Source organism: Enterococcus sp. M-BR2 (genome assembly GCF_056612775.1).
Map to the genome: position 1 here is coordinate 66,442 of NZ_JBWQXK010000001.1, position 20,670 is coordinate 87,111.

Below are 20,670 nucleotides of genomic sequence, written 5' to 3' on the forward strand. Positions count from 1 at the left end.
TAACTCTAAAATAAAACTATTAGGAGGAGATGTAGATGAAAAAGTTTAAAAAGAAAATATATTTAGGATTGGTTGTTGGGGTGAGTATGTTTGGGTTCATGGCTCATACTAAACAAGTAACTGCAGATACTAACCAAAAAGAAAGGATTATGAGCCAATTAGATGACTCTCAAATAGAGTATGTACCCAATGAGCTAATTGTCAGTTTAAAGGCTACACAAAGAATTTCAACAGAGAAAAATAAACCGCAAAATTTATTGGGTGTAAAAGTTATGGTGGAAAAAGATTTGACTCTTAGGACAAATGAAAGCGATGGTTCTGTTGCAAAGTTTTAAATCTACTATCAAATAAGGTAGAATAATAGAAAAAGATAGCAGGAGGAATGACGATGAATCATTTTAAAGGAAAGCAATTTCAGCAGGATGTGATTATTGTAGCCGTGGGCTACTATCTTCGTTATAACCTTAGCTATCGTGAAGTTCAAGAAATCTTATATGATCGTGGCATTAACGTTTCTCATACAACGATTTATCGTTGAGTGCAAGAATACGGCAAACTACTCTATCAAATTTGGAAAAAGAAAAATAAAAAATCCTTTTATTCATGGAAAATGGATGAAACGTACATCAAAATTAAAGGAAAATGGCATTATTTGTATCGAGCCATCGATGCAGATGGTTTAACCTTGGATATTTGGTTACGTAAAAAACGGGACACACAAGCAGCGTATGCTTTTCTTAAGCGGTTAGTGAAGCAGTTTGATGAACCGAAGGTTGTGGTCACATATAAAGCCCCCTCTATTACAAGTGCCTTTAAGAAACTAAAAGAATACGGCTTTTATCAAGGGACAGAACATCGTACCATTAAATACCTGAATAATTTGATTGAACAAGACCATCGTCCAGTAAAGAGACGCAATAAATTCTATCGAAGTTTACGCACTGCCTCTACCACGATTAAAGGCATGGAAGCCATTCGAGGATTATATAAGAAAACCCGAAAAGAAGGCACTCTCTTCGGGTTTTCGGTCTGTACTGAAATCAAGGTATTATTGGGAATCCCAGCTTAAATCATAGATACCGTAAGGGATTTTATTCTTTATTTAAAACTTTGCAACAGAACCGATTATGTTAATAGTGATGTCAATGCAACGAATGTAGCCACAAAAATCGTGGATAGCTCCAATAAGGATGGTAAAAAAGATGTGTGGTATTACTCGCAACGATCTTTGCTCTCAGCGTTAATTCTTTATGTAAAATATGAATTAGAACCTAAAAACCGTAATATGGCAGGACTGGTTAATTTCTTGCAAGAAAAAAATGAATCCGATTCAGATGACGAAGAAAGTGATCTAGACAAAGCTTTTTCAGCTCTTGAACTAAATCACCCAGCACGGAAATTATATGAATTAGGTTATAAAAAATCTCGTGGGGATATGAAAGGCTCCATTATTGTTTCCTTGCTAACGTCTATCTCGGATTACATTAATAATACTGTCGCTGAATTTACCAGTTTTAGTGATTTCAACTTACAAGATATAGGTAAAAAGAAAACCATGCTTTATGTCATTATTCCAGTTATGGATACCAGTTGGGAAGGCCTAACCAACATTTTCTTCTCACAACTGTTTGATCAGTTATATGAATTAGCTTCTAATCACCACTCGAAATTGCCTGTACCCGTCAATTTCATCTTAGATGAGTTTGTTAACTTAGGGAAATTTACGAATTATGAAGAGTTTTTGGCCACTTGTCGTGGTTATGGCATTGGAGTATCAACAATTATTCAAACTCTGACACAATTACAAGATAAGTACAATAAAGAGAAAGCTGAAAGTATTTTAGGGAATTGTTCGATTCAAATTTGTATGAACGCTGCGAATAACACTACAGCCAAATATTTTTCCGATTTACTAGGTAAGGCGACTGTTAAAGTAGCCACAAGTAACAAGAGTGCTTCAAAAAACTCTAAACAAGAGGGAAGCAGTACCAGTCATTCAGACAATGAGTCGTACACCGCTCGTGATTTAATGACCGCAGGCGAAGTAAAAAGTATGGCAGATGATACAGAGCTGATTATCTTTGCAAACCGGCCACCCATGAAGGTTAAAAAAGCCTATCAATTCGAACTATTTCCAAAGCCTGAACGATTGCTAAATCAAACTGAATATGAAAAAAATACCAATCCTGCACAGATTGAACGTTTAAACGAAAAGCAGGCTGAATTTGAACGTGAGCACATAGAACGAGAAGAAAATAAAAAGAATAGATTAGCTGAAAAATCCAAAGAAAAAGAAGAAAAAGAGCAAGCAGAAAAAGAAAGACGGAAACAAAAAGCAATGGAACAAACAATGGCAGAATTTAGTAACGGAGAAAGTGATTTTTCAGCATTTGAAGAGTAAAAGGAGTGATTAATATATGCCTAGTTTCGACAATATTGGCGATAAAATTACAGAGATATTTGTAGACTGGCTAAAAGATTTAATTAACCTCTTTATTGAATTTCTACAAAATTCCTTATTTAATTATGATGGTTTAGCAGGATACGCTTTAGACGCTTATAATTTATTTGTCTTCTTTGGCGGTATTCTACTTGTATCCGTTTGTTTAGGAAAAGTTATTACTCAACTTTTATCAGAATCAGAGGGAAGCGAAGAAGCAAATATCTGGTGGACAATTGTCAGATCAGTTAAAGCGAGTGCTTTACTTGTCATTATGCCTTTAGTTATTTCGTTAACTATGAATTATATTGTACAGCCAATAGGGAATTACTTTATTGGAAATATGGGTGAACTGACGACAAGTAGTTTAGTTAATACTTTACAAGCTGAAAATTTACCGGACGTTTTTAGTGCAGGTATTACACAAGTTGTTATTTGGCTTTTTATATTTGTTGTTATAGGTTTTTTCGTCATAAAACTGTTTATTGAACAAGCTCAACTCCTAATAGATGAAATTTTATCACCTCTATGTGCTATATCCGTTGTAACAGAAAATTATAATTTTATGGAGAATTGGTGGCGAGATATTTTATCTCATACCGTTACAATCATTGTGTTAACTTTGTCCATGCTACTCTTTACAGAGGCAATCACTATGCAAACAGATACGGTTTGGGGTAAATTACCAGCCTTAATCGGTAGCGGTGCATTAGTCATTAGTGGTCCATCTATTGTGAAAAGTATTTGGTATTCAAGTGGAGCAGGTCGAGCAGGTTCAGGAATGGCAAGAGCCGTAGTTCACCGCATGTTGCGTTAAAAAGGAGAGGAAATATTATGAAAAATATTTTATTTATTTTGCTTACTCTAATAGCATTAATTACTTTAGAAGGGTGTGGTACAGACATTCAAAGTGATTTACAATCAAAAGAATGGAATGTTGTTTCAACCAATGGCGAAGCTTATACTGCTCAATTTGGAGAAGAAACTGTTACTTTTGAAATGTTAGGATTCCAACTTGGATATACTTATAAAATCGTAGATAACGTAATTACTTTTCAAGAAAATGGTGAAGAAGATTCATTTTCTTTCGAAATAACAGAAAATGAAGATGATTATCAATTGAAAGCAGCTAATGAAGATGTTAAGAAAGAAAATGGAGATTTAACTCTTTTGCCACGAGTAAATAAATAAGCATTGAGAAGGGAGTGAGTTGATGGGCAATACAGTTATCCTAGCGGAAAAGCCAAGTCAAGCAAAAGCTTATACAGAAGCTTTTGCTAAAGTAGAGAAAAAAGATGGGTACTACAATGTTTCAGATAACGAACTGCCAAATGCAACCATTACTTACGGTTACGGACATTTAGTATCTTTGTCTGAACCTGAAGAATATAATGCAGTTTGGAAAAAGTGGCAATTAGACGAATTGCCACTTTTTCCTGAACACTATCAGTTTCAAGTAGCTGCAGGAAAATCAAAGCAATACAAAATTGTTAAAGGACTACTTGATAAAGCAGATAAAATCATAATCGCAACGGATAGTGATCGAGAAGGAGAAGCGATTGCTCGTCTAATTATTAATCTGTCTGGGAATAACCATAAGCCGATTAAAAGACTATGGATTAACTCTTTAGAAACAAGCGAGATTAAAAATGGATTTAAGCACTTAAAAGATGGGGCCGATTTCTATTCTACCTATAAAGAAGCAGAAACCAGACAAATTGCTGATTGGTTAGTAGGAATTAATCTTTCGCGTTTGTACACCTTATATATGCAAAAAAATGGCTTACAGGGCGTTTTTAGTATTGGGCGTGTTCAAACGCCCACGCTATACTTAATCTACCAACGAAATCAAGAAGTAGAGCATTTTGTCACCAAACCATTTTTTGAATTATATGCTACGTTCAGTAATGAAGATAGACAATACCAAGGGAAGTATAAAGTACGATTTGATACTATAGATGATTTACAGCAGTTTAAAGAAAATCATGGATTGACAAAAGACGTTAATAGTGTGGTAGAAGATGTAAAAATTGAAGAAAAGAAAAAGTATGCGCCAAAACTTTTTAGCTTATCAGACTTGCAAGCAGCAGCCAATAAAAAATACGGTTATGGAGCTTCAGAATCTTTAGCTATCGTTCAAAATCTCTACGAAAAAAAATACCTCTCTTATCCTAGAACGGACATGAATTATATTGGAAAACCAGAATTCAGTTATTTAAAAGCGCAGTTAGTTAACTATTTAAATTTAGTAGGAGAAGAGATTAAAGATCCGCAATTGAATGAAAATAAGCGATATGTGAATGGAAAGAAGGTCCAAGAGCATTACGCCATTATTCCAACAAAAACACTCCCTAAATTAGAGAGTTTACCTGAAAAAGAACGGAATATTTATCAGCTCGTTCTTTACCGTACCTTGGCTATTTTTGAAGGACCCTATATCTATGACGAAACAACTATTTTAACTAAAGCGAGTGGTGTTTTATTTAAATCCACTGGAAAAGTGGAGAAAAGTTTAGGTTGGAAACAATTATATACAATAACAAGCAAAGAAAGTAAGGATGGCGAAAGTGAACAACTTTTGCCTTCAGTTGAAGCTGGAGAACTCTTTCGAACAGACCCGTTTCATAAAAAAGGTGCAACAAAACCTCCAAGTTACTATACAGAAGGTACTCTTATCACAGCTATGAAAAACGTAGGGCGAACCATTGAAGATGAAGATAACAAAGACATACTAAAAGAAACTGAGGGGATTGGAACAGAAGCCACCAGAGCTAATATCATTGAAACGCTAAAAAAACAAGAATATATCAAAACTCAAAAAAATAAGATTTATGTTACGCAAAAAGGTACGGCTCTTTGCGAAGTTATTCAAAATGATGAAATAGCGAATTCTGAAATGACTGCTAAATGGGAGAAATGCCTCAAAAATATTCGCCATAAACAAGGTACACAAGAAGCTTTCTTAAAGAGTATTCAAAAATTTATTACTCATTTGGTCGAAAAAGTTCCCGAAACATTCGAGCATAGCCATATCAAAAAACAGGATAAAAATATTGATCAAGTTAACGTCATAGGAAAGTGTCCTTCGTGTAATAGTAATATTGTCGACAAAGGAAAATTTTATGGTTGTACAGGGTATAGTAACGGCTGTAAGTTTTCTCTACCTAAAAAATGGAGCAGCAAAACATTGACCAAGACAAATGTAAAAGATCTTTTATTGAAGCAAGAAACAAGCTTGATAAAAGGATTTAAAAGCAAAAAAGGCTATATCTTTAATGCGAAATTGAAGATAAACAATAATAAATTAGAATTTGATTTTTCTGAGACTAAATAAATCAAAAAGCTAGCAGAATGATATGCTCCCAATAAAGTAGACAGTAGAATTTTTATATTTCTACTGTCTACTTTATTGGGAGCATATCACATACTATAGAGTTGTACTTTTTTTTATTAATTTTGCGGATACCACATTCTCATGAGCAATGTACGCATCTAGCGAATTTACTGCTATTTTTGCCATTAATGGGATATTTTGATCAATTGATGTAATAGGATAAATGGCATGATCAGAAACAGGAGAGTTGTCATATCCAATTATTTCAGCGTTTTTGGGTATCTTGAGCCCTTTTCGAATAAGCTCTCTTTGAAGCATATTTGCAATATCATCATTGGAGCAAAAAAAACCTAGCTTTTTATTAGGATATTTTTTAAGTAGACTGTCTACGATTAATGATATTGCCTTTGATGCAGATTCAGAATATGGATCAGTTAAATTTTCATTAATAACTGTTTCATTAGGCATGTTTTTTACCGAAAACTCAAAACCTATAATACGTTTAAAAGAAGGCCAATCTTCGTAATACCCATTATTTATGTGTATTAATGCTTCACATCCATCCTTTATCAACTTTTCTCCAGCAATTTTGCCACCAATATAATTATCACTATTTATTTGACAGTAATTTCCACCTGTACGTTCAATAGCAATGACTGGAACATCAAGTTGTTCAATAGTTTTAGGACTTAAAATATGACTAAGCAGTATGATGCCTTTCACTCGGTAAGATTTTAACCTATCAATCATTTTTAGTTCTTCTTCTTTTGTATTTCGTGAAGTATATACAATAAAACTATAATCTTTCTCTTCACCATATTGAATGAGTTGATTCAACAATTCTGTATAAAAGCTAAGATGTAACTGTGGAAAAATAATTCCTACAAGGTTTGATTTTCCAGTTGCTAATATTCGAGCAACATTATCTTGGCTATAATTAAGCTCTTGGATAGCAACTTGTATTTTTTCTCTTGTTTTTTTTGACAATAAATCAGGTTTATTGAAATATCTAGAAACGGTAGCCAAGGAATAGCCACTTTTTTCAGCTATTTCTTTTATTCCAATTTTATCCATATTAGTAACCTCTCTGATCCCAATATATTTCCTCATTAAAAATTGCTATTCTAGTGAGGTAACTTCATTGGGTAATTGAATTAATATTGTATATGTATCATACACTCCAGTATAAGGTATTTCAAATAAAAATGAAAAAACTTTTATAAATTCATATTAAAACTTTCAAAAAATGTAAATATGCTATCAGTTCAGCTATTTTATATTCGTCATCATTAAAAAGTATACTAGAAGAATGTTAAGCTTATTATCTTTTATAACTCATCGAAGTTAAAATAGAAAAGAACATCTTCTTTAAAAGTGAAATTTCAACTGAAAGCGGTTGACATTAAAAATTTCATTTACTATAATAAAAAATATGAAAGGGTTTACTAAAAATAGGAAAGGAGAAAATACTTTTTTATAAAAAGTCGTCAGATAAGTTATTGTTGGTAATATAATCAGATCTAACGTTATAAAATAAAGACAGAGCATTAAAAGTTAACTAATTTGAGTTTCAAAAACAATGGAATCCAAGAGAATAAATAAGGCAACTTAGAAAAAAATGAAAACACGATCAAGTAGGAGGAAATATGGCTAGTAATAATTTTTATGATGTAACCGAGTGGCAGATTGGAAATCCATATGAAGATATCGGAGAGGTAATTAACAGTATCATATCAGATATTAAAAGTAGACAAATTAATACTGATTTAAGTAGTGGAGGAAAGCCTGGTGCAGTTATATACATTCCGCCTGGCGATTATCATTTAGTTACTCAAGTAGTTATTGATATCAGTTATCTTAAGATTGTAGGTTCTGGACATGGATTTACATCTTCTAGCATTAGATTTAATGTCCCAGAAAATGAATGGCCAAACTTGCATGAATTATGGCCAGGAGGAAGTCGAATACTTGTAGATATTTCTCCAGAAACAAATAATTCTGAGGATTGCGGTGCAGCTTTTTATGTGGCTCGAAGTGGAAGTCCACGCATAAGTTCAGTAGAATTTTCAAACTTCTGTATAGATGGATTACATTTTGTAGATGATGGCTCTGGGGAAACAAATCCAGAAAATACCTATACCAACGGAAAAACAGGTATTTATGTTGCGAGTGCTCAAGATTCATTTCGAATTACAGAGATGGGATTTGTATACTTAGAGCATGGCATTACGATTTATCATGCAGACGCACTTTCGATCCATGATAACTTTATCGCTGAGTGTGGTAATTGCATTGAGTTGAGAGGATGGGGACAAGCTTCAAAAATAACTGATAATTTGATAGGAGCTGGATTTAAAGGCTATTCTATTTTCGCTCAAAATTTTGGCGGCCTTTTGATTACAGCAAATAATATTTTCCCACGAGGAGCTAGCAGTGTTTATTTTGATAGGGTAACGCGTTCTCTCATTACTAATAATAGGTTGCACGCATTTTATCCTGGAATGGTAGTACTCAACAAAGACTCTTCAGAAAATTTAGTTTCTTCAAACCACTTTTTACGTGACCACGAGCCTTGGTTACCATTGCAAAAACGTAATAATGGTTTAGATGACTTATATGGGCTGCTATATATTAGCGGCAATAATAATTCTGTGATTGGAAATCATTTTTCTGAAGTAATAGACAAAGATCATATCATGCCGCCTGGCTCAATACCCGTAATTATACGTATTGTTTCTGGTAGTGAAAATTATATTTCAAATAATCATATTGTTGCTAAGGAGGCTCATATGAAAAGTAGTGAGTCATGTTTCTCTGCACAAGTAGGAGCATTACTAACGACAGATGCATCAAGATTGCTTAACATAAAAACAGTATTAGTAGAAAGCAATTCATTTGGAAATACGATTCTTGACTCTGGAAGTGATGAACAGGTTGATATGGATAAAACAGTAAATGCATTCAGAGCAACACCTACTTTATTACTATAAAAAAATAAAAAGCGAAATTAAATCAAGGAGGGATTATGATGAAAAAAATTGCAAAAATATCAATAATGGCAGCAGCATTAATGGTTTTAGGAGGATGTGGTAATAATAGTGAGAGTAGTGAAAGTGATAAAACATTAACTGTTTTAGTAGAAGGCGGGAGCCCTGCTGAAAAAGTAGCAAAAGAAACTGCTGCTGAATTTAAAAAAGAATCTGGCTATGAAGTTAAAATTGATTCAGTTCCTTACTCAGGCGTTTATGACAAGTTAAAAGCAGAGATTGATGCAAAAAAAGCGACACACGATGCTGCAATTATTGACGTTTTATGGTTTCCAGCACTAGCTAAAGGATTATCTCCAGTTTCTGATGTCATTACTCAAGAACAAATGGATGATTTTTTACCACAGTTAGATGATAGCGCTACGATTGATGGGGAGTTATTGGGCTTACCTACATGGACGAACTCAAAAATTTTATTGTATAGAAAAGACTTATTCGAAGACGAAGCGAATAAAAAAGCATTTTCTGAGAAATATGGTTATGATTTAACAGTTCCAAAAACATGGCAAGAGTATAAAGATGCAGCAGAATTTTTCACAAAAGATGACATGTATGGAACTTCTGTTTTTGGCCAAACGGGTGGAGATGCAGTCAGCAGTTGGTTAGATTTAGCAGCACAGGCAGGCGCAAAACCTTTAATTATGGATGACAATAACAAAATTTTAATCAATGAAAAACCTTATGTAGAATCTTTAGAATATTTACAAAGCTTAATTAAAAATAAATCTGTACCAGAAGATTATTTATCTATTGCTAGTACTGAAACTGCTGAATTGTTTAATAACCAAAAATTGGCAATGCAAATTGCTTGGGGACACTTTTATTTAACATCAGAAGAAGCATTACCTGGGAAAGTTGGCGCAGCACCAGCATTATCAGGTTCAGCAGGTGTTGGTGCAGTTCCTGGACCATGGTATCAAGTAATTTTGAAAGATTCTAAGAAAAAAGATGTTGCTGAAGAATATTTAGCATTTATGTATGATAAAAACGAATTGTATATGGATGCTCTAGGGATTGCAGGTAGAAAATCAGTATTTGAAAAATATGCTAATAACGAAGATTATGCTCATATTGATGCCATTTCTGAAACATTAGACGGACCTCAAACTCAGAATCGTCCGAAGATCGCAGAATGGACACAAATTGAAAATGAAGTACTGTCTCCAATGTTACAACGTGTGTTATCAGGAGAAGATGCTCAAAAAGAATTAGATGCAGCTAAAACTGAAATTGAAAATATAATGAGTAATTAATAAATTGGTGCGAAAAGTTTAAAGACTATATAACCTATTAATTGTTTATAGTTTATATAGTCTTTTTCTAAGAAAGGACTGAAAAAGTGAATACAATTAATAAAAAAACGATGCTGTATTTCTTTTTACCAGCTGCAATTTTTATGCTGGTATTCCTACTATATCCTTTAATAACTCTATTCGTTGATAGTTTTTCTACGATTTTGAACGATGGTAGCCGAGAATTTGCAGGTTTAAACAATTATATTAAAGCTTTTTCTTCAGCTACTTTTTTGAAATCTTTTAAGAATACAATTATCTATGTATTTTTAGCGGTTGCTTTAGAGACAGTTTTAGGATTATTTTTGTCAATTGTTTTAACCCATAAGTATAAAGGATTTACTGCATTAAGGACTTTAATGTTATCTCCTTTGATGATTGCGCCTATTGTAGCCGGATTAATTTGGAAATTTATGTTAAGTAATCAGTTTGGAATTATTAATACGTTATTGGTGAAGCTTGGATTAATTGAGTCAACTAGTAGTATTTTATGGCTAGCAGATCCTAAGATTACATTAATTTCTGTAGTTATTGCAGATGTTTGGCTGACCACACCGTTTATGATGTTAATGTTTTTAGCAGGAATACAAGGAATATCAGATGGACTGTACGAAGCAGCAGTTATGGAAGGTGCTTCAAAATTTCAAATGATTTTCAAAATCATTATACCTAATATCAAACCTGTATTATTTAGTGCGTTAGTAGTTCGTATTATAGACGCTGCGCGTTCATTTGATATCATTTGGGCTATGACACAAGGAGGACCTAATAATTCTTCAGAATTATTAAGTGTCCATATTTATAAAATGTTACAGCGTTACAGTGATATAGGACTTTCAAGTGCGATGGCTGTTATATTTATTGTTGTGTTAGTGTCTATCACACTAGTTTTTAGAAAAAAAATTAATGATTAGGAGGGAATATAATGTTCTCAGAAAAATTTGGGAAAAACAGATTTGATAATACTTGGATGGTATTAATGTACTTGTTTGCAGCAGTATTTCTTATTCTAATTTTGTTCCCATACGTTTATATACTGTTGTCATCTTTTAAACCTTCAAATGAAGTCATATCAACTAATCCAACATTGCTTCCTAAATCATTTTCATTAGAAAACTATAAAAATTTATTGATGAATACAGATTTACTACATTTTTTTAGAAATAGTTTAATTGCTGCAACATTCAGTACAATTATTTGTTTATTTTTAGGCTCCTTAGCATCTTATGCAATTTCAAGAACTGTAGCTTCTAAGTTTAGTAGTTTCTTTTTAGTAGTCGTTCTTTGTCTTAAAATGATTCCATTATCAAGTATTGCTGTGCCTATCTACTCATTTGTCCAAAAACTAGGAATGTATGATTTCTTACCTGCTTTAGTAGTTGTTTATGCAGCAGTAAATATGCCTTTTGTATTATGGATGATGATTAGTTTCTTTAAAGCAATTCCATTTGATTTAGATGAAGCTGCCTCTATTGATGGGGCAACTCCTTTTCAGACCTTTTCAAAAGTTATTTTTCCCGTAGTTATTCCAGGTATGATTTCTACAGGTATTTTTACATTCTTATTATCATGGAATGATTTTCTATTAGCTTTGTTACTAACGAGTAACGAAGCAAAAACTGTTCCAGTAGCGTTATCAGAGTTCTTAACTGCTTATAGTTTGGATATGGGACCAATGACTTCTGGAGCGATATTGTTTAGTTTCCCAGTGATTGCTATTTCGTTCTTTCTACAACGTTACTTGGTCTCTGGGATGATGGCCGGATCAGTAAAAGAATAATTATTTGGAGGAGTAGATTTGACTACACATAAAGAGAAAATTAGAGAAGTTGATTTATTTATAAAAAACAATAAAGATAGCATTACTAACAGCTTTTATCGGCCGCGTTTTCATTTTTCAACACCGGTTGGTTGGTTGAACGATCCTAATGGATTCATTTTCTTTCGCGGTGAATACCATTTATTCTATCAGTTTTATCCATATAAAGCTCAATGGGGGGCAATGCATTGGGGACATGCAAAAAGTAAGGATTTAGTTACGTGGGAAGAATTACCGACAGCACTTGCTCCAAGTGAATGGTACGATGATCATGAAGCAGGCGGATGTTTCTCTGGGACAACGATTGAAAAAGATGGAAAACTATTTGCTTTTTATACAGGAACATCTTTTCGAAATGGTGAATTTATACAAACCCAGTGTTTAGCTACAAGTGAAGATGGAATAAATTTTGAAAAGTATGAGAACAATCCGATTGTAAAAAATAGTACTCCTAATGTGAAAAATGACATGTTTAGAGATCCTAAAGTTTGGGAAAAAGATGGCATGTATTACATGATTATCGGCGTGAGTATTTCAAATAAGGGAAATGCAATGTTGTATCAATCAGCAGATTTATACAATTGGGAGCTGCGGGGCCCGTTAGTGAGTTATGATAACGACCTAGGAACGATGTGGGAATGCCCAGATATTTTTGATTTAGATAATAAGACAGTTTTGATTTTTTCTCCAATGGGCTATAGCGAAAAAACAACAGTTTATCTAATTGGAGAGTTGAATTATAAAACAGGTCAATTTGAATTTGAAAAAGAAGGCAGACTTGATTTTGGATATGATTATTACGCGCCACAAACAACGATAGATAACAAAAACCGCAGATTAGTTGTTGCTTGGCAAAATAGTTGGGCCTGGATGCCTTGGTGGAAAGATTTTGGCCCCACCGAAATTGATGGTTGGTGTGGTTCTATGAGTCTCCCAAAAGTAATGCGTTTAGATAAGGAGAATAATATTTGTTTATTTCCAATCGAAGAATTAAAAAAATATGAAGCCGATATACTCCTCTTCAAGGATAAAAAGACTAATCAAAAAAAACAACTATTAACCAATCAAGTGAACGAAAGCTTTGTGTTGAAAGTTGATCGAAATCCTAATGTAGATTTTAAATTAATTATTTCTACACTTAATGGAGACAGTGATGAAATTACATTGGAGAATGATAGCATTGTATACAATGCTGACAAAAACACCTTTGGCAAAGCAGAATGTCGCATGCACTTAAATAAAAATGTTGAGTTTATTGAAATTTACTCAGACAGTTGCTCATTGGAAATTGTAACTAGTGATGGAAGAAATGTGAGCATAAATAATTTTATGGGAAGAGGAAAACGAACAATTGAAATTATGAGTCAAAAGTTAGTGACCATCCCGTACATTGAAGTGAGAGAGATTAGAATTTAAACTGGAGGAGAGTACATGTTATTTGGTGGAATAGAAGCTGGTGGAACAAAATTTGTTTGTGCCGTAGGGAATGAGAACGCAGAAATTATTTCTAAATTATCCATTCCAACTACAACACCTGAAGATACATTTCAACAGGTGTATGAATTCTTTGATCAATACAAATTGGCTGCGATGGGAATCGGTTCATTTGGTCCGATTTGTATTAACAAAAAACTCGATAACTACGGCTATATCACAACAACTCCAAAAAAAGGATGGAGTAACGTTGATGTCTTATCTGCTATAAAAACTCGTTATAATATTCCTGTTGGTTGGACAACAGATGTTAATGCTGCAGCTTACGGGGAATTCAAAAAAGGTATAGCAGTTGGAAAAGATAGCTGTTTATATATCACGATAGGAACTGGTGTTGGAGCTGGTGCAGTAGTAAATAATCAATTACTTGAAGGAATAAATCATCCTGAAATGGGGCATATCAAATTAAAACTTCATCCGGATGATTCTTATGAAGGAAATTGTATATATCATTCCGATTGCTTCGAAGGACTAGCCTCAGGACCAGCGATTGAGAATCGATTGAAGAGAAAAGCTCAAAATTTATCTCCGTCAGATCCTTTTTGGGAAATCGAGGCCTACTATATTGCACAAGCGATTATGAATTATACAGTTGTCCTATCCCCAGAAATTATTATTTTGGGTGGTGGAGTAATGCATCAAGAGCATTTATTTCCAATGATTCGACAATCACTAGAAGAACAGCTTGCAAACTATGTAAAATTACCAACTATGGAAGAATACATCGTAGGCTGTGGCTTGGGGGATCAGTCAGGAATCACCGGTTGTTTGCTTTTAGCTGAAAAAGAATTAAAGGAACGCCATCGTCTATAGAAAACTTGTATCTTTAATCTTCTAAATAGTTAATATTTTAGAACACCTGAATAATTCATAGAGAGTGTAAAATATTTTTTGTAAATGAATAAAATCCATACAAAAAAGGAAGTCCCTTCTGTAGAATAAAGTTAACGACAACCAATTCACAGAAAAGAGGACTTCCCTATGAATGATTTTACTACAGAAATTGTGCAAACTCTAGTCACTAAAGGCGATTTAAATGAATTATTCCGTTCACACTTAGAAAGAGCGGTAAACACCCTCCTACGGACTGAATTAACGGCTTTCTTAGAGTATGAAAAATATGACCGCACTGGTTTTAATTCAGGTAATTCGAGGAACGGTTCTTATTCTCGATCCATCAAAACCGAATATGGTGAATTAACATTGGAAACCACCATCATCCATTTGTTCGAAAAAGGCGTTACGATGTCTGAAATCGCTGATTTAATTGAAAAGATGTATGGGCATCACTACACGCCCCAAACCATGTCCAATATAACAAAATCATTTACAGAAGAGGTAACGGCGTTTAAAGGGCGGGAGCTTCATGACCGTTATGCTGCTATTTATATGGACGCAACGTATATTCCGTTAAAGCGGAAAACCGTCGCCAAGGAAGCTATTCATATCGCAGTTGGCATTCGCCCGGACGGATCAAAGGAAGTATTGAGCTATGCGATTGCACCGACTGAATCCATCACGATTTGGGAGGAAATTTTATTGGACCTTCAAGAGCGCGGTTTGAAAAATGTCCTCCTGTTCATCACGGATGGCTTAAAGGGGATGGTAGGAGCGATTAGTCGGTTCTATCCCAAAGCTCGTTTTCAACATTGTTGTGTACACGTTTCCCGTAATATCAGTCACAAAGTGCGTGTCGATGATCGTAAGGAAGTCTGTGATGATTTTAAAATGGTGTATCAAGCCTCATCTAAAGAGGTGGCGTTGGAAGCACGTGGTGCTTTTGCGGAAAAATGGAAAACCAGCTATCCAAAAGTGGTTGAATCGATTCTTTCGAACGATCACTTGCTCACTTTCTATGATTTCCCCTTGGCCATACGCAAGAGTATTTATTCTACGAACTTGATTGAATCCTTTAATAAGCAAATCAAGAAATACAGCCACCGCAAGGAACAGTTCCAAAACGAAGAGTCGATGGAACGTTTCTTAGTCTCGTCTTTTGATACTTACAACCAAAAATTCCTAGGTCGCAGTCATAAAGGCTTTCAACAGGCCGAAGGCGAACTTGAACAAATGCTAAGCCAACTGATTGAGAATTAGAAACAATCTGCAGTAGGGAAGAATCATTTACACAAAATTATTGACGCTCCCAACTAAAAGTGTCAAAACAATGATGAAATCATTTAGTTCTTATAAATTAGACAAGAGAAAATAAATATTCCATATCTACTTTATGAGATCCATAACATGACTAAATTCTGAATACTTTTTAAAGCTTATCATTTGGTAAAACTGAATATAAGTTAATTATATAGACTGAAAATTTTGAATTTTCAGAATAGAATAACTTAAAAGTACTGACAAAATTTTTTAAAGGGGCAATATTAATGTTCTGAGATAATCAAATCTTACCGAAAATATCAAAACCCTAATGTGACACAATCTGATTCTGTCACATTCGTTAAAATCGCTCCATCCTTAGAGGCTCTAAGAGGAAATCACTTTTCTTTTAGGGCCTTTTTTCTATAGCTTGTTTAAATGTGACTTATTATTTGCTATAATCATATTAAGTAACATTTGAGAGGCGGCTAAAAATGAAGAGCGTAGAACCGATTCGCGACAAAAAAAAGATCGATGCCATGAAGGCAATTTTAGCTTCCGGAAAATATGGGCAACGAAATTTGGTGCTTTTTTCGATTGGAATCAATACGGCGTATCGAATCTCCGATTTAAGACAGTTGAAATTAAGTGATGTATTAGAAATTTCTCGTGGACGGGTGATTGTCAAAGAACGTCTGGCCATGAAGGAACAAAAAACAGCTAAACACAATTCGGTCTTCATTTCGAACAAATTACGAAAAGTGATTCTTGACTATGCTCAATCCGAATTTTCTGAGCAGCTGCAAGTACAAGACTTCAGCAGGTATTTGTTTCCAAGTCGAAAGGGAGCAGATACGCCTTTGACCCGACAAAGCCTTTGGCGGATCATTCATGAAGCAGGAATGGCGGTTGGGTTGAAAGAAATTGGTCCCCATTCGATGCGTAAGACTTTTGGCTATTTTTTGTACAAGCAAGGAACCAAAACAGAGATCATTCAGTCGCTGCTCAACCATTCTTCGCAACGGGAGACCTTACGCTATATTGGAATCACCCAGGAAGACAAAGATACCGCAGTAAAGAGTTTGGATCTATGACAGAATAATGCCCTATATAATAGAAGGAAAAATTCAAGAGGTGAGAAAATGAACGAAGAAAAACGGCCTACATTTCCTGATAAATACCACTTATCTCGCAAAGAGTCGGTGTACTTATTGAAGAAAAATATTGTGGAATTGGTGTATAATGCGGGGAAATTTGAAGGATTGAATACAACGTTATTACAAACAGAAGAGATTATTAAGTACAATCGAGCCAATAACGTGGCTGTAGATGATGTCCTGACCGTCGTTAACTTAAAAAGAGGCTTTGAAATGCTTTTAAATGACATACAGGAGCCCCTGATAGAAACAAGTAAGCGTATTAATCGGATAGTTGCAGCGGAAGATGCCCTTTTTTCCTGGTGAAATAAGAAACGGTGGGGTAGAAGTATCGACGATTCAAGGAAGATATGTGCCACCAATGTTAACTGAAGACGAGGTAAACAATCAATATGGTGAGATAATGAATCAAGAGATATCAGAGACAGAAAAGGCATTGCGACTGTTTCTATTCATTTCGAAAAATCAAATATTTTGGGATGGCAATAAGCGAACAGCATTGTTAACTGCTAATAAAATCATGTTTAGCCACGGCTTGGGATTGTTATCCGTTCCTGAAAGTGTATTTGCAAAATTTAATGAACTGCTATCTATGTATGATAATAGCAACCAATCTAGCAATGAATCAAAAATTTTATCATTTATACATGAAGAATGTATTTATGGTATTCGTTATTTATAGTAAACAATAGTACTGAATTACAATAAGCCAATAAAAAGGAGAGTATGTAATGTCATTAATGTCAATAAATTATTTTGGATATGCTGTATATAATGTAACTGTGGAAGAATCAATAGTAAACTTGTTACGATTTGAGATATGGATTTGAGTCAATAGCTTGGACATATTTTAGTAGAGACTGTTACGTCATTTTTGCTTTTGCCAACTCTTCAAACTCCTGTGGGGTTAGATAGTGAATCGAGCTATGGATTCGATTTCGGTTATAAAACCCTTTAATGTAGCTAAATAGTGCTCGATTTGCTTCTTCAAAATCTGAGTAGCTAGTCGTGTAGACTTCTTCCTTTTTCAATGAAGCATGGAAAGATTCGATTCCAGCATTATCATAAGGTATTCCCTTTCTACTATAAGAATGCCTTATTTTGTTGGTTTCAAGCCATTGTTCCACTTCTATGGCTGTGTATTGGCTACCCAAGTCAGTGTGTAGAATCATTCCTTCTGGAATGTCATAATGCATTTTTGCTTTGTTCAGCGTTTGAATGACACAATTCACAGTCATTCGTTTTGAAAATGTATAGCTAATAATCTTTTTCGTGTGTAAATCCATGATTGAAGATAAGTAACACCAACCATTTTTCTTAGTAGGAATGTAAGTAATGTCAGCTGCCCATTTCTCACAGATAGTCTTAGTAGAAAAGTCCTGATTTAAGAGGTTCTCTTTTGAAATAATCGGTCTATTAGATCTTTGAGGTCTATATTTTTTAACTACAATCGACCTTAAATTTAATTGTTTCATTAGCTTTTGGACATGTTTAAGAGACACTGAAATACCTTCTTTTAATAAAACTTGATGGATCTTTGTGGCGCCATAGCGTTGTTTATTCGTAAAAAAAATAGTTGAAATCTTCTTTTTCAACGTATTATTTCTGATTTCTGTAACTGTCAATGGTTTGTTCTTATAAAAATAATAGACACTTCTAGGGATTTCTAATAACCGACACAACAAAGAAACAGTGTAATCCTTACACCACTTTTCAATAAATTGAACAAGCGAATTTAGGTTTTTCGAGAGAATATGGCTACGGCTTTTTTTAAGATTTCAAGTTCCTCTTTCAAACGAGCATTTTCTTTTCTCAGTTCAGCCACTTCTTTTCCAGTCAGTCCTGTGGACTGATTAGGTAAATATAAATTCTTCCATTTGTAAATCGTTGCTTCAGATAAGCCATATTCTTTCGCCAACCCTCGAACAGAACGTCCAGTTTGATTCAGTTCAACAATCATCTGTTTAAAATTTTCTTTATATCGGGTCATAAAAATTCATCCTCTCGTAGATAAGTTTAATTTATTCTTGTCTCTACGAAAAGCTGTCTAAGATTTGATACTAACACCAGTAGTGTTTAAAGGTTGATTTCAACACATCCATGATAAGGTCTCAGTTAACCTCTGAGACCTTATTAAGTTATCAACGAAAGAAAACGTTCTTATGTTATAATATATCTGACAACTTTGAAAGGGGAGTTACGCTGATGATAAGAAATGATATCCAACCCGACTTACAAACGATTGAGCAATATTTTAATCGTAAAGAATTTTATATTCCAAGTTACCAGCGTCCATATGCTTGGCAAGTTGCCCAATGTGAGCAGCTCATAGAAGATATCGAGACCCATCAAGAAAATTTCGACCAAGAGAGCCAAGATAATTATTTTTTTGGTGCTATCTTGATTGCTCAAGAATCTGGAGAGGATCACGAAGTAACCCTTATTGATGGTCAACAACGCACATCCACCTTCATGCTTTTACTTAAAGCTCTCTTACTCAAGATAAATAAGGAGTCAGCTAAACTATCGGATGAAACGTTGGAAAACGCTAAATTGATCGAAAAGCTGAACAGACTCAAGAGTAGCATTATTTCGATGCTGTATAACTTAAATGAGGACAACTCTTTTTATTATCGAAAAGGCGATTATAAATTGCAGCCTACTGATATTAAGTACCTGAATGAATCTATTTCTGAGTTGTATGCAGCCGATATGGAGAAGATTCTAATTGGTGAGAGCTTTGAAGATATCGCTGGTTCAGTTACGCAAATATACAGACGTCAAAAAGACAATCGTTTTACTAACTTCTATAAGAATTTTCGATACTTCTGGAAATATTGTGATGAGCTAACGAATTTTCAAGTTGCTGAGTTTGCAGAGCATTTTATCAAATATTGTCAGGTTATCACCATCACGAGCTTCAATACCGATCAAGCAATAAACATCTTTAACTCATTGAATGGCACTGGTGTTCCACTAACACCAATTGAGGTAATCGTTTCCAAAGCAACTGCCAACGCAGCTGAGAGAAAAACTTTTGAATCCAATTGGCAAGCGATAGTAAATAAAACGGATCACTCCTCACTGAATTTGAATTTATTGATGACGCATTATATTTTCGTCCAATTATCGCAACAACATGGGGCTATCACAAGGAATCCTGGGATTCGTGCATTCTTTGCTAAGAATAAAGAATTATTGAAGCATGATGTGGAATTTACAAATTCGTTGAATACAATTTTGGATAACTTAGGTGATTTTGAAAGAACTGAGTTAGGAAAGATTCTGAATCAGTTTAACAGTAACCTCAAACCATTTGTTTCAAGCTATTTATATTTTAGACCGATGAATCAAGAGTACCTGACTTACTTATTACGACTTGGAGCAATTCTTGAGTTAACCGATTTTGCCTACGCAAACCGTAATTTCAAAGGATTTTTGGAACGCATCAACTTGAAGTACAGTCAGGTTGATATAGTTAGTGATGAAGAACTAATTGAAGAAATAAAGAAACACATTTCTACGGCCTTTAATAAGGAAGACATCCTTCAGACTCTTATGGAAAGTGGCGTACCAAATTCTATTATTTTCTTGAATGAATATGTATATTGTAAGCAACATGATCAAGAGTTTAATATTTACGGTAACGTTGATATTGAACACGTGATGCCACAAAGTGGTCTGAATAGAGAAAATATCATGGCAGATGCAGGTTTCACTGAACCAGAAGAATTCCATGAATATGCTGAGAAACTTGGAAATAAGATACTACTTGAATCAGAAATCAATCGTGGTATTGGTGATGCTTGGTTTAGAACTAAAAAGGAAAATACTATCACAAGCCACCACGGTTTCATTGGTAGCCAATACAAAATAGCGCAAGCTTTAGTTGGTTACCATAAAGATAAGTGGGTGAAAGACGATATCAAGATTGCCACTGAGAAAGCTGCACATAGAATTTCTGACTTCTTGTTCGAGTGATATCAAAGT

General features: G+C 34.3%; 16 protein-coding genes and 2 pseudogenes. 16 read left to right on the forward strand and 2 right to left on the reverse strand.

From position 1 onward, the window contains the following. Positions 1 to 35: 35 nt before the first annotated feature. The 6 genes and pseudogenes from AC1F25_RS12700 (at position 36) to AC1F25_RS12725 (ending at position 5,774) form a co-directional block, all read left to right on the forward strand. Positions 36 to 335 carry a hypothetical protein gene (locus tag AC1F25_RS12700; RefSeq protein WP_413122518.1) on the forward strand — a complete coding sequence of 100 codons (300 nt, stop codon included), beginning with the start codon at positions 36 to 38 and terminating at the stop codon, positions 333 to 335. Positions 336 to 388: 53 nt separating this feature from the next. Further along, positions 389 to 1,069: pseudogene (locus AC1F25_RS12705) on the forward strand (IS6-like element IS1216 family transposase). A gap of 24 nt (positions 1,070 to 1,093) precedes the next feature. Next, positions 1,094 to 2,401, forward strand: coding sequence for a VirD4-like conjugal transfer protein, CD1115 family (locus tag AC1F25_RS12710; protein ID WP_479994382.1), 1,308 nt, complete (start codon positions 1,094 to 1,096; stop codon positions 2,399 to 2,401). Positions 2,402 to 2,417: 16 nt separating this feature from the next. Further along, the gene (locus AC1F25_RS12715; RefSeq protein WP_413122506.1) at positions 2,418 to 3,257 is read left to right on the forward strand and encodes a conjugal transfer protein TrbL family protein; all 840 of its coding nucleotides are present in this window, start codon (positions 2,418 to 2,420) and stop codon (positions 3,255 to 3,257) included. 17 nt (positions 3,258 to 3,274) lie between these two features. Further along, positions 3,275 to 3,631, forward strand: coding sequence for a hypothetical protein (locus AC1F25_RS12720; protein WP_413122505.1), 357 nt, complete (start codon positions 3,275 to 3,277; stop codon positions 3,629 to 3,631). A gap of 22 nt (positions 3,632 to 3,653) precedes the next feature. Further along, positions 3,654 to 5,774 (forward strand): type IA DNA topoisomerase, encoded by a 2,121-nt coding sequence (locus tag AC1F25_RS12725; protein WP_479994378.1) that lies wholly within the window; start codon positions 3,654 to 3,656, stop codon positions 5,772 to 5,774. Positions 5,775 to 5,867: 93 nt separating this feature from the next. On the opposite strand, the gene AC1F25_RS12730 is transcribed toward AC1F25_RS12725, so the two are convergent. Then, a complete protein-coding gene (locus AC1F25_RS12730; protein WP_479994379.1) occupies positions 5,868 to 6,848 on the reverse strand; it encodes a LacI family DNA-binding transcriptional regulator in 981 nt (326 codons plus the stop codon). A 572-nt stretch (positions 6,849 to 7,420) separates the two neighbouring features. On the opposite strand from AC1F25_RS12730, the gene AC1F25_RS12735 reads away from it, so the two are divergent. From AC1F25_RS12735 to AC1F25_RS12775, 9 genes and pseudogenes are all read left to right on the forward strand, one after another. After that, a complete protein-coding gene (locus AC1F25_RS12735; protein WP_413122504.1) occupies positions 7,421 to 8,764 on the forward strand; it encodes a NosD domain-containing protein in 1,344 nt (447 codons plus the stop codon). Positions 8,765 to 8,802: 38 nt separating this feature from the next. Next, a complete protein-coding gene (locus AC1F25_RS12740; protein ID WP_260458258.1) occupies positions 8,803 to 10,074 on the forward strand; it encodes an ABC transporter substrate-binding protein in 1,272 nt (423 codons plus the stop codon). Between the two features lie 86 nt (positions 10,075 to 10,160). Next, entirely contained in the window at positions 10,161 to 11,027 is an 867-nt protein-coding gene (locus tag AC1F25_RS12745) for a carbohydrate ABC transporter permease (protein WP_235042931.1), read from the forward strand. Positions 11,028 to 11,038: 11 nt separating this feature from the next. Beyond that, a complete protein-coding gene (locus tag AC1F25_RS12750) occupies positions 11,039 to 11,893 on the forward strand; it encodes a carbohydrate ABC transporter permease (protein ID WP_260458257.1) in 855 nt (284 codons plus the stop codon). 18 nt (positions 11,894 to 11,911) lie between these two features. Then, positions 11,912 to 13,348 (forward strand): glycoside hydrolase family 32 protein, encoded by a 1,437-nt coding sequence (locus AC1F25_RS12755; RefSeq protein ID WP_235042930.1) that lies wholly within the window; start codon positions 11,912 to 11,914, stop codon positions 13,346 to 13,348. Positions 13,349 to 13,363: 15 nt separating this feature from the next. Continuing rightward, positions 13,364 to 14,239, forward strand: coding sequence for an ROK family protein (locus tag AC1F25_RS12760; RefSeq protein WP_216387788.1), 876 nt, complete (start codon positions 13,364 to 13,366; stop codon positions 14,237 to 14,239). 168 nt (positions 14,240 to 14,407) lie between these two features. Further along, entirely contained in the window at positions 14,408 to 15,523 is a 1,116-nt protein-coding gene (locus AC1F25_RS12765) for an IS256 family transposase (protein ID WP_479994380.1), read from the forward strand. A 494-nt stretch (positions 15,524 to 16,017) separates the two neighbouring features. Beyond that, positions 16,018 to 16,617: a tyrosine-type recombinase/integrase gene (locus AC1F25_RS12770; RefSeq protein WP_073490868.1), complete on the forward strand. Its 600-nt coding sequence runs from the start codon at positions 16,018 to 16,020 to the stop codon at positions 16,615 to 16,617. 48 nt (positions 16,618 to 16,665) lie between these two features. Continuing rightward, positions 16,666 to 17,362 (forward strand): annotated as a pseudogene (locus AC1F25_RS12775) (Fic family protein). 181 nt (positions 17,363 to 17,543) lie between these two features. On the opposite strand, the gene AC1F25_RS12780 reads toward AC1F25_RS12775, so the two are convergent. Then, positions 17,544 to 18,670, reverse strand: a protein-coding gene (locus AC1F25_RS12780) for an IS3 family transposase (protein ID WP_143163675.1) whose coding sequence is annotated in 2 segments (ribosomal slippage) — positions 17,544 to 18,442 and positions 18,442 to 18,670 — 1,128 coding nt in all. Because the reading frame shifts where the segments join, the coding sequence is not laid out codon by codon here. A 215-nt stretch (positions 18,671 to 18,885) separates the two neighbouring features. Here AC1F25_RS12780 and AC1F25_RS12785 point away from each other — a divergent pair. Next, positions 18,886 to 20,661, forward strand: a complete 1,776-nt coding sequence (locus AC1F25_RS12785) for a DUF262 domain-containing protein (RefSeq protein WP_129150482.1) — start codon at positions 18,886 to 18,888, stop codon at positions 20,659 to 20,661. Positions 20,662 to 20,670: the final 9 nt, after the last annotated feature.

Excerpts from the sequence above, each read along its gene's own strand:
- AC1F25_RS12700 (WP_413122518.1), top strand. The coding sequence starts at position 36 with ATGAAAAAGTTTAAAAAGAAAATATATTTAGGATTGGTTGTTGGGGTG.
- AC1F25_RS12715 (WP_413122506.1), top strand. The coding sequence starts at position 2,418 with ATGCCTAGTTTCGACAATATTGGCGATAAAATTACAGAGATATTTGTA.
- AC1F25_RS12720 (WP_413122505.1), top strand. The coding sequence starts at position 3,275 with ATGAAAAATATTTTATTTATTTTGCTTACTCTAATAGCATTAATTACT.
- AC1F25_RS12725 (WP_479994378.1), top strand. The coding sequence starts at position 3,654 with ATGGGCAATACAGTTATCCTAGCGGAAAAGCCAAGTCAAGCAAAAGCT.
- AC1F25_RS12730 (WP_479994379.1), bottom strand. The coding sequence starts at position 6,848 with ATGGATAAAATTGGAATAAAAGAAATAGCTGAAAAAAGTGGCTATTCC.
- AC1F25_RS12735 (WP_413122504.1), top strand. The coding sequence starts at position 7,421 with ATGGCTAGTAATAATTTTTATGATGTAACCGAGTGGCAGATTGGAAAT.
- AC1F25_RS12740 (WP_260458258.1), top strand. The coding sequence starts at position 8,803 with ATGAAAAAAATTGCAAAAATATCAATAATGGCAGCAGCATTAATGGTT.
- AC1F25_RS12750 (WP_260458257.1), top strand. The coding sequence starts at position 11,039 with ATGTTCTCAGAAAAATTTGGGAAAAACAGATTTGATAATACTTGGATG.
- AC1F25_RS12760 (WP_216387788.1), top strand. The coding sequence starts at position 13,364 with ATGTTATTTGGTGGAATAGAAGCTGGTGGAACAAAATTTGTTTGTGCC.
- AC1F25_RS12765 (WP_479994380.1), top strand. The coding sequence starts at position 14,408 with ATGAATGATTTTACTACAGAAATTGTGCAAACTCTAGTCACTAAAGGC.
- AC1F25_RS12770 (WP_073490868.1), top strand. The coding sequence starts at position 16,018 with ATGAAGAGCGTAGAACCGATTCGCGACAAAAAAAAGATCGATGCCATG.
- AC1F25_RS12785 (WP_129150482.1), top strand. The coding sequence starts at position 18,886 with ATGATAAGAAATGATATCCAACCCGACTTACAAACGATTGAGCAATAT.